Raw genomic sequence first — 16,693 nt, 5'->3', positions numbered from 1 at the left:
GAACCAAGCTTTACTTAAGTCCGTAAATGAAAATCAAAGATTAAACTTCCAATTCAATGAAATGATTCTTAATCAAAAAAGGTCTAAATTTGTAAGCAAAAGTAAAGCTGCTTGCGTGCGTTATCGGGTTCAGTAAAAATGAACAAAATCTCACTCTTTTTTCGTATAGGACTTTATGAAAAAGCTCTTTCTAGTTTCTCTTGTTGTTGTACTTTGTGCTTTGGGATATTACTTCTTAAATCCGGAATCTCAGTCTCCTCAGCAAAAACGTTTCGGCAATATCATCACTCCAGTTGTTGTGACTAAAGTTGAAACCAAACAACTGACCGATGAGCTTGAAGCTTTAGGCAATATCAAAGCCAATGAATCGATTGATTTAACTTCTAAGGTCAGTGAATTAGTCACCCACCTGTATTTTGATGATGGTGCAATGGTGCAAAAAGGGAAACTGCTGGTTCAACTTAGAGATGCCAGTCAGCAAGCTGCATTACGACAAGCTAGAGTGGCGTTGGCAAATGATGAAAGGGATATGCGCCGTATCGTGCAACTGGTAAAAGATAAATCCATTGCTGAAACCGAAAAAGATCAAGCTCAAACTCAAATTGACACTGCAAAAGCTCAAGTGAAAAGTGCTATTGCTGATGTTAGAGATCGTAAAATCGTGGCTCCCTTTTCAGGCCGTCTAGGGCTAAGGCAAGTGAGTGTTGGGGCGTTAGTGACACCATCAACAGTCATTACGACGTTAGATGACTTGTCTACGGTAAAACTCGACTTTTCTGTACCAGAGCGTTATTTGCAGACCTTACAAATTGGCAAAGAAGTTGAAGCCAAAGCCATCGCTTACCCAGGGGAAACCTTCAAAGGAAAGGTTAAATCTATTGATAGTCGTATTGACCCAGAAACTCGTGCAGTGGTCATTCGTGCAGTGTTGAAAAACCCTAACATGAAACTATTACCGGGTATGCTGATGACTGTGAACCTTATTAAAGATCACAAAACATCATTGGTTTTGCCAGAAGATGCGATTATTCCTCGCCAAAACCGTCACTATGTTTATGTAGTTGATGAAAGTAATAAAGTTGTACAAAAGCAAGTGACTGTTGGGATCCGTAAGTTTGGTATTGTTGAAATCACTTCAGGCCTGAAAGAAGGTGAGTCAGTGATCACTCGCGGTCAGCTTAAAGTTCGACCGGGTTCGACAGTGCAACCGCATACACAAGAAAACTTTACCTATAAGAAAAGCGCCCAAGGGGAAGAGGCATGATATTGACCGATCTTTCCGTTAAGCGTCCAGTACTCGCTTCGGTAATCAGTTTACTCTTGGTGGTTTTCGGTTTGGTTGCTTTTGATAAGCTACCATTGCGCGAGTATCCAGACATTAACCCGCCAGTCGTTTCTATTTCGACCAGTTACCGTGGTGCCAGTGCGGCCGTAGTGGAAAGCCGTATTACTCAAGTTATTGAAAACCGTATTAGTGGCGTTCAAGGCTTAAAAACCATCTCTTCTTCGAGTCAAGATGGGCGTTCTCGCATTACACTGCAATTTACGGTGAAAACCGATTTAGATTCTGCGGCCAATGATATTCGAGATCGGATTTCAGGGCTTAGAAATCGCTTACCTGTTGAGGCCGACCCACCTGAAGTCGAAAAAGCAGATTCTGGTGATGATGTTGTTATGTGGTTGAACCTTGTCTCGACTAACATGAATACGTTACAACTTACTGATTATGCTGATCGTTATTTAAAAGACCGATTTTCAGTGGTTGATGGTGTATCGAACATTCGCATTGGTGGTGGTAAGCAATACGCCATGCGAGTTTGGCTAGACCGAAAAGCGTTAGCGGCACGTAACCTCACGGTTAACGATGTTGAAAATAAACTGAGATCGGAAAACGTCGAGCTACCAGCAGGTTCAATCGAATCAAAAGATCGTCAATTTACCGTTCGACTGCAGCGAGGGTTTCGAACCGCTGATGACTTTAAAGGCTTAGTACTGAAAAAAGGCAGTGATGGCTATCTTGTAAAGTTGGGCGATGTTGCAAAAGTTGAAGTCGCAGCCGAAGAAAATCGGGTGATGTTCCGTGGCAACGGCCAAAACATGGTAGGGCTTGGGGTTGCCAAACAGTCTACAGCGAATACGTTAGGCGTTGCACGCCAAGTGAATAAGCTGGTGGATCAAATCAACCCAACTTTACCTGAAGGCATGACTATCATTCGCTCATACGATAGCTCTGTGTTCATCGAAAAGTCGGTGCAAGAGGTCTATAACACCTTATTTATCGCCATTACCTTAGTGATTATTGTGATCTACCTGTTTTTAGGTAGCGTGCGAGCCATGTTTATTCCTGCGGTAACGGTGCCCGTATCTTTGATGGGGACCTTTATTGTTCTTTATTGGTTTGGCTACACCATTAACTTATTGACCTTGCTGGCGATGATCCTTGCGATTGGTATGGTGGTAGATGATGCTATTGTCATGCTTGAGAACATACACCGCCGAATTGAAGGTGGTGAATCGCCTTTAGTCGCAGCATTTTTAGGTTCAAAGCAAGTGTCGTTTGCGGTTATTGCTACGACTGCAGTATTGATGTCGGTATTTATGCCGATCACATTCTTAGATGGTGATTTAGGGCAACTTTTTAAAGAATTTGCGGTGACCATGAGTGCAGCAGTGTTCTTCTCAAGTATCGTTGCTTTAACCCTCAGTCCTATGATGTGCTCAAAATTATTGCGTCCAGCCAGTGAAGATACGTGGATGGTACGCAAAGTTGATGGTGGCATGAATTGGCTGATCAAAAAGTACCGTGGGGCATTGGAGTTTTCATTACGTCGTCCTGCTCTGATTTCTATCATCGCTTTGATTGCAGTCGGCTTGAGCTATGGCTTGATTAAAAAGCTGCCGCAAGAAGTATCACCAAGAGAAGATCGCGGTTCGATATTCTTAATCGTATCAGGCCCTCAAGGTGCCAGTTATGAGTACACTAAAGAATACATTGATGAAATCGAAAAACGCCTGATGCCTTTGGTTAAATCTGGCGATATCAAACGTCTATTAATGCGAGCGCCAAGAGGGTTTGGACGAACGGCTGACTTCTCAGGTGGATTCGGCATTATCGTGTTAAATGATTGGAGTCAACGCCGTCCGGCCAATGCCATTATCAACGACATTCGTAGCCGTGTTGCGGATTTATCTGGTGTTCGTGCTTTCCCTATTATGCGCCAAGCCTTTGGTCGAGGTTTGAATAAGCCTGTGCAATTTGTGATTGGTGGTCCTGATTATGAACAGTTAGCCCATTGGCGTGACATCATCATGGAGAAAGCTAAAGATAATCCAAATTTAATTGGCTTAGATGATGATTACAAAGAAACCAAGCCTCAGCTTAGAGTGGTAATCAACCATGACCGTGCTGCTCAAATGGGAGTGTCAGTTTCGCAAATTGGCCGTACACTCGAAACCATGCTGGGTTCTAAGGTTGTGACGACCTTTATGCGAGACGGTAAAGAATACGATGTGGTGTTAGAAGGTATTCGCAAGCAGCAAAATACTGCGGATGACATGAAGAACATTTATGTTCGCTCTGACACATCGCAAAAATTAATCCCATTATCGAACTTAGTGACAGTACAAGAGTTTGCTGATGCCAGTACCTTGCACCGTTATAACCGTATGCGTGCGATTACCTTTTCAGCTAACCTAGCAGATGGCTACTCCCTTGGTGAAGCATTGAGTTATATGAATGGGTTGGTGAATAGTTACTTACCTGATGAAGCTATTGTTAGCTATAAAGGTGCATCTCAGGATTATCAAGAATCGGGTTCTTCTATCTACTTTGTATTCGTTTTGGCTCTTGGTGTGGTATTCCTTGTATTAGCCGCTCAATTTGAGAGTTATATTCATCCTGCCATCATCATGCTGACGGTTCCACTTGCCATTGTTGGTGCGTTAATTGGCTTGTATGTCACAGGTCAAAGCATCAATATTTACAGCCAAGTTGGGATTATTATGCTCATTGGTCTAGCCGCTAAAAATGGTATTTTGATTGTTGAGTTTGCTAATCAGCTACGAGATAAAGGGCTTGAATTTAACGAAGCCGTTATTCAAGCCTCTTGTCAGCGTTTACGCCCAATCTTAATGACGGGTATCACAACTGCCGCTGGTGCCGTACCTTTAGTTATGGCAACTGGCGCTGGCGCAGAAACTCGCTTTGTAATAGGCGTGGTAGTACTGTTTGGCATCATGCTAGCGACCTTCTTTACTTTAGTGGTTGTGCCTGCTGCTTATGGCTTGCTAGCGCGAAATACTGGCGTTCCTGGTGTTGTAACCAAACAATTGGAAAAAGAGTTAACCCTTCGCCTGAATAACCCTAAAAATTAACTGTTAGCTCACAGTTTAAGCTTTAACTTAGGGCTGAATAAAAAGGTTTTATTTTTTTCAGTCTTTTGGCGTTTTGGGGAGGTGGGGTTTTCCTGCTTCCCTGCTTGAGCTACCGGTTGTGTAATATGATAGGTTTTTAACCAAGAGCATTTTTCTTTATCTACAGCTGCTTTCCATTTATCTTTTACAGCTTGACTGACTTGAGTGCCATTTTCAATCAGGCACTCACAAAGACTTTGAGCAGTTGAATAATAATTCGCTTCATTTAGAAAGTGCAGAACTCTTAAAAGGTTTTCTTGAGCAAGAGTATTCTCTGCACGATTAACGCTCTGAGAGAATACTCTGAAATAATTTTCATGAACAATATATCTATTAGTATCAGCTTCTCTGCTAATTCCGCAGTGCTTGAGAAAAAGTTCCAAATTCTGTTTCAATGAATCGATCATTTCGTGCCTTAGATTCATTTCGATAATCATTTCTCTAGTAAGCAATGGGGCTTTGGGAAATCTAGAGCACGGAGTGGGGATCGGGAAAAGCAAATTAGCGTGATTTTGTAGCTGTCTGGCTTCAAATCTTTGAATTTTAGATAAATCATATCCACTACCGGGGGCTGGTTGCTCCCTTAGCATAAACGCCACCCAAGCTTTTGATATCTGCAGCTCTTGTTCACAACTTCTTTTAGTGCTGTCTGGTATTCTTGGTTGTGTAACTGCTCCCACTAAAGGTGTTGTTACATTAGATGATGACCTAGCTGTCTGATTAACAGGCGTCTTAGCTGGAGTAGGGCGAGAATGCCAGTAAAGACGCTTAATTGGTAATTTTATTCCTGAAGTTTCCTGATTCGTTGAGGGAGCTTTGGTTAGCTCAAACCCAACAATAATGTTGGTGTGTTCCAGTTCTTTGTTTTCATTGAAAGTTTTATCAATCTGCGCACTGTACTGAACAGAGGTCCCGTTTTTTAAACAGCTATTCAATTTAGCTAAATTTTCTCTGGCATTACTTCCATAATCAGCGTGACTAATCAGGAATAGGTTTTTGGCTGCTTTGGCTGTATCTCTTCTGCAAAAAAAGTTAAAGAGCCTATGACTAAGGGATGTATAGTTATCACTAAGTTCTGATAACTTTTTGGCGTTGACGATGAATTTTATATCCTCAGCACTCAATGATGCTGTTCCCCAAAAAGATCGTAACGGAATTGCTGGACTGGTAGTAACAGAAGCCATAAGAACCTCATAATCTTGGGCTGGAACAAGTTCTTATAGCTTTTATTCATTACATCAACAATTAAAAAATGTTTAATGAGTACTTGTACCGTAATTTATTTTTTTCATTTTATGAAAGCATTTTATATTGTGCTGTACGGCATATAAGGGCCAATTTATATTCACTCTTAGATTGTTATGCTAATATCTACTTTCTTTGACAAGGCTTTGTTTTAGGGAAGTTATATGGAAAAACAACGAGGATTTAAACGCTTAATTTCTGCTTTTCAAAACTCTAATCGAGCATTAGCTTGGCTTCTTAAGAATGAAATGGCATTCAAGCAAGAAGCATGGTTGTTACTTATTTCTATCCCTGTAAGCTTCATTATCTCCAACTCAATTGCAGAACAATTGTTATTGATCTCTAGTGTCGTTTTTGTAATGTTTGCAGAAGTGATAAATACCGCAATTGAAGCGGTAGTTGATCGAGTTGGACTTGAGCACCATGAACTTTCTGGTTTGGCAAAAGATCTTGGTTCATTGGCTGTTTTAATCAGCCTTTTGCTTTGTTTTCTTGCATGGTGTTATGTGATTATTCAAAATTATTAAAGCACAGTTGAAGCAACGAAAATTGATACAGTGAGTCTATTTTTGAAGTAACTCAATTTAAACTTACCAAGAATAAGGCTTTTCTTGACGCACAAACAAAACCTTTTCATTATTGCCCTAGCTAACATAAACATACACGAATTATGACAAATACGCTGCATTTACCCGAACGGTCACAGATTGCCTCTTTAGATGTCGATGCCCAGAATTGTTTTACCCCGTTCTGCCCTGATGAATTACCCGTTCCTGATGGTCACTTGATTGTTGATGAATTGAATCTTCAGGCTAGCTTTGCTGCTGTAAGAGTCGGTTCAAAAGATGCTCATCCCAAAAGTGCACTATGGGAAGCAACAGAAGAAAACCCAATATTAACACCGGTATCGGCTAAAAACGTAGACTTTCATTGGCCTCGGCATGCAGTTGTTGGAACCTTTGGTAGTGAGCTTATCGAGGGTTTACCAAAACCTGAAGACTACGATTACTTTGTTTGGAAAGGCGTTGAGCGAGACCTTCATCCTTATGGATGTTGTTATCATGATCTTACGGAATCTTTAAGTACGGGAATCATCGAGTATTTATCTGCCAAAGGGATAACGACCATTTTAGTCGGTGGTTTGGCGTTAGAGCATTGTGTTATGACTTCAGCCCTCCAGTTGTCAAAGGCTGGATTTGACGTTGTGGTCAATCTCAAGGCGGCGAAAGGACTTGACTCTTTCGCAATTGAACAAGCGATCAAACACATGCAAACCAAAAACGTCAGGTTCATTGATGGCTGTGAGCAACTGGCCCCGATGGTAACTGAATCGTGAAGCCGATAATCACCTCCTTGCTGGACACTGATTTTTATAAATTCACCATGCAGCAAGCGATATTTCATCATTATCCCAATACGCAAATTGAAGCTAAATTTCATTGCCGTTCAAACGTGGATTTATCATGGTTGGTCGATGATGTAAGGTTACAAATTGATGCGTTATCTAATTTGAAATTGAGTGAAGATGAAGCTTCATGGTTAAGTCAATTAGGTGTATTCGCCCCTGATTATATAGAGTGGCTTGCTCAATTTCGTTTGCAGCCAGAGACCGTAAGTGTTGGAGTTACTGATGGTCAACTGAGTATTAGCGTAAAAGGTGGGTGGTTAGAAACCACTTTATTTGAAATATATATACTGGCTATCATCAGCGAATTATATGGTAAGAATACACAAAGCAAAAATGTCATTGAACAAGGCCAAAGTCGTTTAAATGCCAAGTTAGCTGATTTAAAAAAACACTCCAATTCAGGTTTTAGTTTTAGTGATTTCGGAACTCGTCGTCGCCATAGTAAAGTTTGGCATAAGGAGCTGTTGCAGACGATTCAGCATCAAATGCCAGAGGTTTTAGCGGGCACTAGCAATATGTGGTTGGCTAAGTCCTTAAACTTGCCTGTAACGGGCACGATGGGGCACGAATGGTTGCAAGCTCATCAGGCTTTAGCTGGCGACTTGGCTGATAGTCAAAAACTGGCATTAAAAATCTGGCTGCAAGAATACCCTCATAAGCTTGGTATTGCTTTGACGGATACGATTGGCATGAAAGCTTTTTTGAGAGATTTTGATTTTGAACTAGCTGAGACTTTTCAAGGCCTGAGACAAGACTCAGGTGATCCAATTTGGTGGGGAGAAATAGCCCTAAGCCACTTTGAGAGTTTAGGTATTGATGCAATAAGTAAGACTTTTGTGTTCAGTGATAGTTTAAATTTTGAAAAGGCACTGGCAATTTATCAGCGATTTTATGGCCAAGTTAATCTCCAGTTTGGTATAGGTACTTGGTTAACCAATGATGTAGGCCAACAAGCATTAAATATGGTTTTGAAAATAGTGAAATGTAATGGTCAGCCTGTAGCAAAGATATCAGATGCTCAAGGAAAAACCTTGAGCAAAGACATTGAGTATCTGAAAGTGCTGAAATCTGCTTTTGGTATGTAGTATTCTTGGTATCAATTAATTGTGCCATAGAAAATCGTTAGCTTTGCTGCTGCATCGTTACTTTGGTTTCCACCACCTCTTGGGTTTCGGTTTTACTGCATCCTCATCTAATTGTGGAGGCTCAAGTGAATAAGCTACTGGAGCGGCTTTCTTTTTGGTCTTTACACTGAACCAAGAAGGTTTGTTTTCTGATACCGCTTGTGTCCATGCTTCCTTTACGCTTGGATTAGTATTCTCACAATTTGCCATAAGGCATTCATGGATAGCTGATGCGGTGTTTCCGACTCTAATCGCAGCGAGAAAACGCAATAGTCGCTCCATGTTTTTTTGACTTTGGGTCAAGCCTTGACTGTTGAGGGTTCGATCAAACTTTGTTTCATCGGCTATTTGGTAGTTTCCTTGAACATCAACGAGGCCCCAAGTATTAAGCGCTCTATCAAGGTTTGTAGCCATGTTATGTCTTATAGAATCATTTGATTGAATTTCAATTACCATTTCTCTAGTCAGTAGTGGGGCACTTGGTGAGTCTTCACTTACTTCTGTACTCGGAAATATAAAATGGAAAAAATTAAGGTTATTTTGACGTTGCTCTATGTCCATTCCTTGAATGTCTGATAACCGTAGTGAACTTCCTGGAGCATTTTGTTGATTGAGCATGAAATTTGACCATTCTACTGTGCTGATATGGTTTTGCTCATGGTTTCTGTTTGAGGAGGGCGGGACATCAGTTGGCACTCTATTGGCCGCTCTTGGTCGCTCTAATTGTACATGTTGCTCAGAAACACCTACTTCAGGGATAGCTTCTGTAGAGTTAGCTCTAATAGGAGCCCATATAAAGGGAGATTGATATAAATGATAGGTTCTATTTGGCCGGCTCGGGATAGTAATACCAATATTCGCTTCCACATGATATCGGATTATTCTACCATCGTGCTCAGCAACGCGTTTTTGAATCACTTCATAATCGATAACCACATTAGGTTTAACACAATCTTTTAATTTAGCCAGATGTGGGCGAGTATCCATTCCGTTTTGTGCATGGCTTAGATGAAAATAGGCAATAGCAAGGTCGGCTTTTTTTCTACCCAAAACCCAATTAATAAAACGGTGGTAGATGGAAGTAAAGTTTTTATTGAGGTCTGTTAATTGTTTGGCATTTTGGATTTCCCAAATTTCATTTGGAGATAAGCAGTCATCGTTAAAACGAGAGCGAATTGGAATAGGGGGGAGAGAGTTAGCTGTAGCCATATGATATCCCCAAGATTAGATTTGGCCTATGATTCTATTGGTGAGACTACAGCTTTCAATAAAATAAACAAAGTTTAATCATTACTTGTTATGTAAATGAGTTAGCCAGAATTACCTACTATTTTTAATAGGTAATTCTTTTAACTAAGAAATTTTAGATACAACGGAAATAACGTTACCATCATTAAATTGTGTCTGGATGCTGTCCCCTAACTTTACTTGGGCTGAGTTTGAGATTACCTCTTTGTCTGCGTTAGTCGTAATACTATAACCACGTGTTAGTGTAGCTAAAGGGCTTACCATTTCGAGTTGATGGCTAGCTTGTTGGAACCTTGATTCAGCTTGTTGCATCTTTTGAGCTATCGCATTTAACATTTGATTCTTCAAATAGCTCATTTTTTCCTGCGCAATATTGATTTTGTGCTCTGGCGACTGCTGTTGAAGTCGTGCCGCTAAATTATGCTGTCTTAGCTTGGTTGCATCCAGTTGTTTTTGCATTAAAGCCGTTAAACGTAACTGCATTTCATCAAAGCGCTGTTGCCATTGCTGAAGTTGATATTCTGGTTCTTGGCGTTGTAATCGATGAGACAATTGCTCTAGTCGTCTAGAGTGAATGTTTAGGGTTTGTCGAGCCGCTTGATTTAGGCGCTGCTTCAATTGATGCAAATATTGTCGCTTACTTTCACTGTCATTAGATAATAGCTCTGCTCCGGCTGAAGGCGTTGGTGCTCTCACATCGGCAACATAATCACTTATGGTGGTATCTATTTCATGACCAACCGCGCTAACAATAGGTAACTCTGAATTAAAAATAGTGTGTGCCAGCAGTTCGTCATTAAAACACCATAAGTCTTCTAAAGAACCACCACCACGCGTAAGTAAGATTACATCTACTTCTTGGCGCTCATTTGCTGTTTCGATGGCATGACGAATTTGCAATGGAGCTTGCTCTCCTTGAACTTGAGCTGGATAAATAATGACTTCTAATGACGGGTCTCGGCGGTTTAAAACGTGCAAAACATCACGGATAGCGGCACCTGTTGGAGAAGTGATGATTCCTATGCGCTGCATATTTGAGGGCAGTGCTTGTTTGCAATCAGCGGCAAATAAACCATCTGCGGCTAATTGCATTTTTAGCGCTTCAAACTGTTGCGATAACAACCCATCACCAGCGGGCTGCATAGACTCAATGATGAGCTGATAATCACCACGAGGCTCGTAGACACTGATGTTGCCCTTTACCAGCACTTGCTGACCATTCGCAGGGCGAAAGCTCACGTTTCTATTACGGCCTTTAAACATGGCACAACGAATTTGCGAGAAATGATCTTTTAGCGTGAGATACCAGTGACCCGAACCTGGAGCTGAAAAATTCGATATCTCAGCACTCAGCCAAACTTCACCTATTTTTTTTTCTAAAATTCGTCTTACTTCGCCATTTAAGCGCGAAACCGTAAAAATTGTTTTGGTTGTAGACACAGCAAGGTTCATTAATGGAATATGTGATTAATCATACTGCGTTTTTTTAGTAATTTCTTCACTCCTGTTTTCTTTTTTGCTGCTGTTGCTTTAAAAAATTCATTAATACCTACGCAGGTTAGCTAACTTAAGCTCAAAGTGCGTCAATTAACGCACTTTGAGAAGCGATGACCTATTTTTCTTGATACCCATCATTATGCACATCAAACATAGCTCTGCCGGAAGGATCAGCATTTGTTGCAAAGGCTTCATCCCAAGCAATAGCTTCAGGTGTTGAGCAGGCGACAGATTTACCGCCCGGAACACATTTGATGGCGGTTTCTAGCGGGAATAATTCTTCGAAGATAGCTCGGTAATAATAAGCTTCCTTAGTATCAGGTGTATTGTGTGGAAAGCGATGTTCGGCACTGGCCATCATCTGATCGCTTACTGATTTTTCGGCTGTTGCCACTAGCGAGTCAATCCAGCTGTAACCTACACCATCTGAGAATTGTTCTTTTTGGCGCCATAGCACTTCGTTTGGTAAATAACCTTCAAAGGCTTCACGAAGAATGTGCTTCTCAGCCTTGCCATTACCGCACATTTTCAGTTCAGGGTTTATGGACATGGCGATGTCCATGAAGGTCTTGTCTAAAAATGGCACGCGTGCTTCAACCCCCCAAGCTGACATAGCTTTATTGGCTCTGGCACAATCAAACATATGGAGACGTTTGAGTTTTCTGACTGTTTCTTCATGGAACTCTTTGGCATTAGGTGCTTTGTGGAAATACAAATAACCACCAAAGATTTCATCTGCGCCTTCACCAGAAAGTACCATTTTGATGCCCATAGCTTTGATTTTTCTTGCCATTAGATACATTGGGGTTGAGGCTCGAATGGTTGTTACATCATAGGTTTCAAGGTGATATATCACTTTACGAACAGCGTCTATGCCTTCTTGTACCGTGTAATTCATTTCATGGTGTATGGTGCCAATGTGATCCGCTACTAAGCGTGCCGCTTTAAGATCGGGAGCGCCTTCTAAACCGACTGCAAATGAGTGTAATTGCGGCCACCATGCTTTACTGTTGTCGTTATCTTCTACACGTTTTTGTGAGTATTTTTGAGCAATTGCTGAAATGACAGAAGAGTCCAAGCCTCCTGACAACAAAACACCATAAGGTACATCTGACATCATGTGTGTTTTTACTGAATGGCTTAATGCATCGTGGATGTCTTGTGCGTTGCCGCTATTGTCTTTGACTGTGTCGAAGTGCTGCCAGTCTCTTTGATAATAAGGTTTTATTTCACCTTCGGTGGAATCCCAATAGTGACCTGGAGGAAACTCTTTTATAGAAGTGCAAGCAGGAACGAGTGCTTTCATTTCGGAGGCTACAAAAATTTGCCCCTTTGCATCGTAACCGTAATACAGTGGAATGATACCAATATGATCACGGGCGATTAAGAAGCTGTTTGTTTCTGTATCGTAAAGTAAAAACGCAAACATCCCCTCAAGCTTGTCAATAAAGCCATTACCCTCTTGTTCATATAAAGCCAAAATGACTTCACAATCAGACCGAGTTTGATAAGGGTAATCTGGGGTAAGTTGTTCCTGTAAGGTTTGGTGGTTATAAATTTCTCCATTTACGGCCAAAATATTGGTTCGATTTTGATTTAACAACGGTTGAGCACCGTTTTCTAGACCAACAATAGCGAGACGCTCGTGAGCTAGAACCGCATTATCATTTGACCAGACGCCAGACCAGTCTGGCCCTCTGTGTCTCATTAAACTGGATAATTCTATTGCTTTTTCTCTTAACTTTTCTGCATCAGTAGAAATATTAAGAATGCCAAAAATCGAACACATAATTCCCTGTCTCTTATTCGTAATACATTGTCCTAAATTCGCATACTCTGAGATAGATTCCAAGATAAAGTGAATAATTATTGTAATTTAAACAAAGGGTAAGTGTTTTATATGCGTTTAATTTTCTGGGCGATTCGCCATAACACCAAGAAGAGAAGTTGAATGAAAACTGAAGAAATCTGTGTTTTTATTTTTTTATCATTTAACGATAAGCCGCTTTAGGAATAGTATTCAGGAAGCCGAAATGTAACTTAGAGGGCATATTATGAAGGCTTTGATTCTGGTGTCTGCGTTATTTGCAACATCAGCTATGGCATCAACGTATCACGATTGGAATACCAATGTGCAAGATGATTGGATTTATGCCACCACACCAGACAAGTTAAACTCAAATAATCAATTAAAGTTAGGTTGTAGCCAAGTTAAACAAGAATGTGCGGTTTGGCTTAACGTTAAGGGCAAGAGTTGTAAGAATGATGTGAATTATAACCTTACTTATATTGATGGCTTTCCTCAAAAAATAAAAATAAAACAGAAGTGCGTTCAAGACCAATTCCATTGGGATACTGATAATCCAAAAGACTTCAAAGTCGTACAATCTATTTTCACCTCTGTAGAGCAGGCATTTCGTGAACCTAAGCAAGACGTGCGTTTTTGGCTGAAAAGGCCAAGAGGAAAAATGGATTTCAGCTTAAAGGGCGGCACACAGGTGATAATGCAACTGCTTCCCTCTGGCATGAAACAGAATAACTTTAATACATCAACATCTTCTCAGTTAGCTTCAAAGTGAGGTGGCATTATGAAGTATTCACTATTAGGACTAATGCTGGTGGCTATTCCCGCATTAGCCAGTAACCCTGTTCAGCAATATGGTGATTGGCTCGTTGTTAATTCAGATCAATCAAACAAAGCGCTTGCAGACTCGTATGATCAGCCGGGGCGCTTTATTGTTCTTGAGTGTGGTTTAGATCATAAAAACTGCACTCTAGCTGTCACCGACCCATATGGCTGTAATGCTGGTGCAGTAAACACAATAGCACTTATTGCAGACAAGCATTATTTCGGTATCTCGACGACATGCGTTGGTAATGGATGGGCGGCTGACGCCTCTAAGTTATACAAAGGCGAAGTGTTTAACGCTCTCAAAACCACGACATCTTCTCTGAAGGTTGAATTCGGTTATGGGATAGTGGCTGACTATAGTGTTAAAGGTTTAAATCAAGTAATGAATATTCTTGAAGGACAGAAAAGTAATTTTAATTACTAATTAAAATACTATAGGAGGTAAGATGAAAGTCGTTTTATTGAGTTTATCAATGATGGCGTTGCCTGCAATGGCTAATAGCCCTGTTCAGCCATATGGCTCATGGTTCGTTACTTATTCAGACCAATCAATCACTGCGCTTTCTGATTCAACGAACCTGCCTGGGCGCTTTATTGTATTGGAGTGTGGTTTAGACCATAAAAACTGCATTATCTCTTTTACTGATCCGCATGGGTGCAAAGATTATGACGTAAACTCGGTTCCTCTTTTTGCTGATAAAAATTATTTTGAAATCAAGACAACATGTAAAAGTAACACTTGGATTGCTGATGCTTCGGAGTTATATAACGGAGAAGTTTATGATTCACTCAAGGCTACAGTTTCTTCTCTAGCCGTCAATTTTGGTTATGGAATAGTTGCTAATTACAGTACGGTAAATTTGACTAAAGTCATCAATATCCTTGAGGGACAACAAAATAATTTTAGCTTTTAAATTTTATGAATTCAGATGTTGTGATTAAGCGGCTTTATTTCATTTATAAAAAGGGGAAGAAGGTGAAAGGCTTACTCTTAAGCATGTTGATAGTCATGTTTCCAGCCATGGCAAATAGTGTTGATGAGCACTATGGGGATTGGAAGGTCATTACTTCTACTGATGCTATAATTGCGCGCTCAGCATCCTTGAGCAACCCCAAAGGTGCGTTGAGTTTAGTTTGTAGCGCAGACCATCAAGATTGTTTCATTCAGTTTTCTGCTCAAAATCCCTGTAAAACAGGCTCTAAAATGCCTTTGTATTTAAATATTGATTCAACTGACGGATTTATTGGGAGTGTTTGTAAAAACAAACAGTGGAAAGTATCGGGGTATCCCTTACCCTTTATTCAAACGATATTTGATAAGCTACTTAACACAAAGAAGCCTTTCTCGATAACTCTAGATCATAGCGATGTCCACTATACTTTTAGTATCAGAGGGGTAAAAAAAGCCATTGTGGCTATTGAAGGTGGGCTGAATAATTTCAATTCTTGAATAGACGTTTTAATGACAAGAGGCAGAGGTCGCTTGTTTTGTCGTTTTAAAAACAAAAATGAATTTTTGATTATTATACATTTACCCTGCCTTTACATCTGGGTATAATCCGTCCGCAATATTTCACCTTTAACCCTACACTCCAAGGGAGATGTTGCCGTGCTAAGACTCAAAAAAGAAGCGCTCACGTTTGACGATGTATTACTCGTGCCTGCCCATTCTACAGTCCTCCCAAACACAGCTAATTTAAAAACTCGCCTAACCCAAACCATCAACCTTAATGTGCCAATCGTATCGGCTGCTATGGATACCGTTACTGAAGCTCGCTTAGCGATTTCAATGGCTCAAGAAGGCGGTTTAGGTTTCATTCATAAAAACATGAGTATCGAGCAACAAGCTGAAGAAGTTCGAAAAGTAAAAATTTATGAAGCGGGAATTATTCAACAGCCTGTTACCGTTTCGCCATCAACAAGCCTAAAAGAAGTGAAAGAATTAACTCACCGAAATGGTTTTGCTGGTTATCCTGTTATCAATGACTCTAATGAGTTAGTGGGGATCATCACGGGTCGTGATGTTCGCTTTATCACAGATTGGAACATCACTGTTGAGCAAGTGATGACCCCAAAAGAGCGCTTGGTTACCGTAAAAGAAGGTACAGCTCTGGTTGACGTACAAGCCTTGATGCACAGCAATCGTATTGAAAAAGTCTTAGTGGTCGATGATAACTTTAAGCTGAAAGGTTTGATCACAGTAAAAGATTTTGAAAAAGCTGAGCGTAAACCTCACGCATGTAAAGATGAGCTTGGTCGATTACGTGTCGGTGCTGCTGTTGGTGCTGGTGCTGGCAATGAAGAGCGTGTTGATGCTCTGGTTAAAGCCGGTGTTGACGTATTATTGATTGATTCATCTCACGGTCACTCGGAAGGTGTATTGCAACGCATCCGTGAAACGCGCGCGAAACACCCTGACTTACAAATTGTTGGTGGTAACGTAGCAACGGCAGAAGGTGCTTTAGCCTTAGTTGAAGCTGGTGTGAATGCCGTTAAAGTGGGTATTGGTCCTGGTTCTATTTGCACAACACGTATTGTTACTGGTGTGGGTGTGCCTCAAATTACCGCTGTTTCTGATGCGGCTGAAGCATTAAAAGATCTTGATATTCCAGTGATTGCCGATGGCGGTATTCGTTTCTCTGGCGACTTAGCAAAAGCCTTAGCCGCTGGTGCATCGTGCATCATGGCTGGATCTATGTTTGCGGGTACTGAAGAAGCACCGGGTGAAACCATTTTATTCCAAGGGCGTACTTATAAGTCATACCGTGGTATGGGCTCATTGGGGGCTATGTCTCAAGGCTCATCAGACCGTTATTTCCAAACCGATAATGCGGCTGACAAGCTAGTGCCTGAAGGCATTGAAGGTCGAGTGCCGTACAAAGGTCATTTAAAAGAAATTATCCATCAACAAATGGGTGGTTTACGTTCATGCATGGGATTGACTGGCTGTGCCACAATTCAAGAGCTCAATACCAAAGCTGAATTTGTGAAAGTGACTTCAGCAGGCATGGGTGAATCACATGTACATGATGTGACCATGACCAAAGAAGCACCTAATTACCGTACTGGTGTCTAATTTCGCTTCATCTAACTATTACTGAATAGTTGTGCAAATTATCACATTCT

General features: G+C 40.9%; 14 protein-coding genes. 10 read left to right on the top strand and 4 right to left on the bottom strand.

Annotated elements, in window-relative coordinates; all coding sequences use genetic code 11:
- The first annotated feature begins 175 nt into the window (after positions 1–175).
- Both AC1EU0_RS00965 and AC1EU0_RS00960 read left to right on the top strand, forming a co-directional pair.
- Positions 176–1,264: an efflux RND transporter periplasmic adaptor subunit gene (locus AC1EU0_RS00965; protein ID WP_480300012.1), complete on the top strand. Its 1,089-nt coding sequence runs from the start codon at positions 176–178 to the stop codon at positions 1,262–1,264.
- The gene (locus tag AC1EU0_RS00960) at positions 1,261–4,374 is read left to right on the top strand and encodes an efflux RND transporter permease subunit (protein WP_480300011.1); all 3,114 of its coding nucleotides are present in this window, start codon (positions 1,261–1,263) and stop codon (positions 4,372–4,374) included. Before AC1EU0_RS00965 ends, AC1EU0_RS00960 begins: the two co-directional genes overlap by 4 nt.
- An 8-nt stretch (positions 4,375–4,382) precedes the next feature.
- Here the strand turns inward: AC1EU0_RS00960 and AC1EU0_RS00955 are convergent, their stop codons facing one another.
- Positions 4,383–5,597, bottom strand: a complete 1,215-nt coding sequence (locus AC1EU0_RS00955; RefSeq protein ID WP_480300010.1) for a hypothetical protein — start codon at positions 5,595–5,597, stop codon at positions 4,383–4,385.
- Between the two features lie 225 nt (positions 5,598–5,822).
- On the opposite strand from AC1EU0_RS00955, the gene AC1EU0_RS00950 reads away from it, so the two are divergent.
- The 3 genes from AC1EU0_RS00950 (at position 5,823) to pncB (ending at position 8,151) form a co-directional block, all read left to right on the top strand.
- On the top strand, positions 5,823–6,185 hold the full coding sequence (locus AC1EU0_RS00950) for a diacylglycerol kinase (RefSeq protein ID WP_480300009.1): 363 nt from the start codon (positions 5,823–5,825) through the stop codon (positions 6,183–6,185).
- 143 nt (positions 6,186–6,328) lie between these two features.
- On the top strand, positions 6,329–6,994 hold the full coding sequence (locus tag AC1EU0_RS00945) for an isochorismatase family protein (RefSeq protein ID WP_480300008.1): 666 nt from the start codon (positions 6,329–6,331) through the stop codon (positions 6,992–6,994).
- Positions 6,991–8,151 (top strand): nicotinate phosphoribosyltransferase, encoded by a 1,161-nt coding sequence (gene pncB / locus AC1EU0_RS00940; RefSeq protein ID WP_480300007.1) that lies wholly within the window; start codon positions 6,991–6,993, stop codon positions 8,149–8,151. Before AC1EU0_RS00945 ends, pncB begins: the two co-directional genes overlap by 4 nt.
- 57 nt (positions 8,152–8,208) lie before the next feature.
- On the opposite strand, the gene AC1EU0_RS00935 is transcribed toward pncB, so the two are convergent.
- From AC1EU0_RS00935 to asnB, 3 genes are all read right to left on the bottom strand, one after another.
- A complete protein-coding gene (locus AC1EU0_RS00935) occupies positions 8,209–9,399 on the bottom strand; it encodes a hypothetical protein (protein WP_480300006.1) in 1,191 nt (396 codons plus the stop codon).
- A gap of 144 nt (positions 9,400–9,543) precedes the next feature.
- Complete coding sequence (gene xseA / locus AC1EU0_RS00930) at positions 9,544–10,890, bottom strand: exodeoxyribonuclease VII large subunit (RefSeq protein WP_480300005.1); 1,347 nt, start codon at positions 10,888–10,890, stop codon at positions 9,544–9,546.
- Between the two features lie 160 nt (positions 10,891–11,050).
- Positions 11,051–12,724, bottom strand: coding sequence for an asparagine synthase B (gene asnB / locus AC1EU0_RS00925; RefSeq protein WP_480300004.1), 1,674 nt, complete (start codon positions 12,722–12,724; stop codon positions 11,051–11,053).
- A 265-nt stretch (positions 12,725–12,989) separates the two neighbouring features.
- Here asnB and AC1EU0_RS00920 point away from each other — a divergent pair, with 265 nt between their 5' ends.
- From AC1EU0_RS00920 to guaB, 5 genes are all read left to right on the top strand, one after another.
- Complete coding sequence (locus AC1EU0_RS00920) at positions 12,990–13,514, top strand: hypothetical protein (protein ID WP_480300003.1); 525 nt, start codon at positions 12,990–12,992, stop codon at positions 13,512–13,514.
- Positions 13,515–13,523: 9 nt separating this feature from the next.
- Positions 13,524–13,991, top strand: coding sequence for a hypothetical protein (locus AC1EU0_RS00915; RefSeq protein ID WP_480300002.1), 468 nt, complete (start codon positions 13,524–13,526; stop codon positions 13,989–13,991).
- A 22-nt stretch (positions 13,992–14,013) separates the two neighbouring features.
- On the top strand, positions 14,014–14,481 hold the full coding sequence (locus AC1EU0_RS00910; RefSeq protein ID WP_480300001.1) for a hypothetical protein: 468 nt from the start codon (positions 14,014–14,016) through the stop codon (positions 14,479–14,481).
- Positions 14,482–14,543: 62 nt separating this feature from the next.
- Positions 14,544–15,017, top strand: coding sequence for a hypothetical protein (locus AC1EU0_RS00905; protein ID WP_480300000.1), 474 nt, complete (start codon positions 14,544–14,546; stop codon positions 15,015–15,017).
- A 159-nt stretch (positions 15,018–15,176) separates the two neighbouring features.
- Entirely contained in the window at positions 15,177–16,643 is a 1,467-nt protein-coding gene (guaB, locus tag AC1EU0_RS00900) for an IMP dehydrogenase (RefSeq protein ID WP_480299999.1), read from the top strand.
- Positions 16,644–16,693 lie beyond the last annotated feature (50 nt).

The organism is Parashewanella sp. 2210YD4-3 (genome assembly GCF_056591735.1).
Note: the sequence above shows the minus strand (reverse complement) of the source record. Positions and strands in the feature narration are given on the sequence as shown.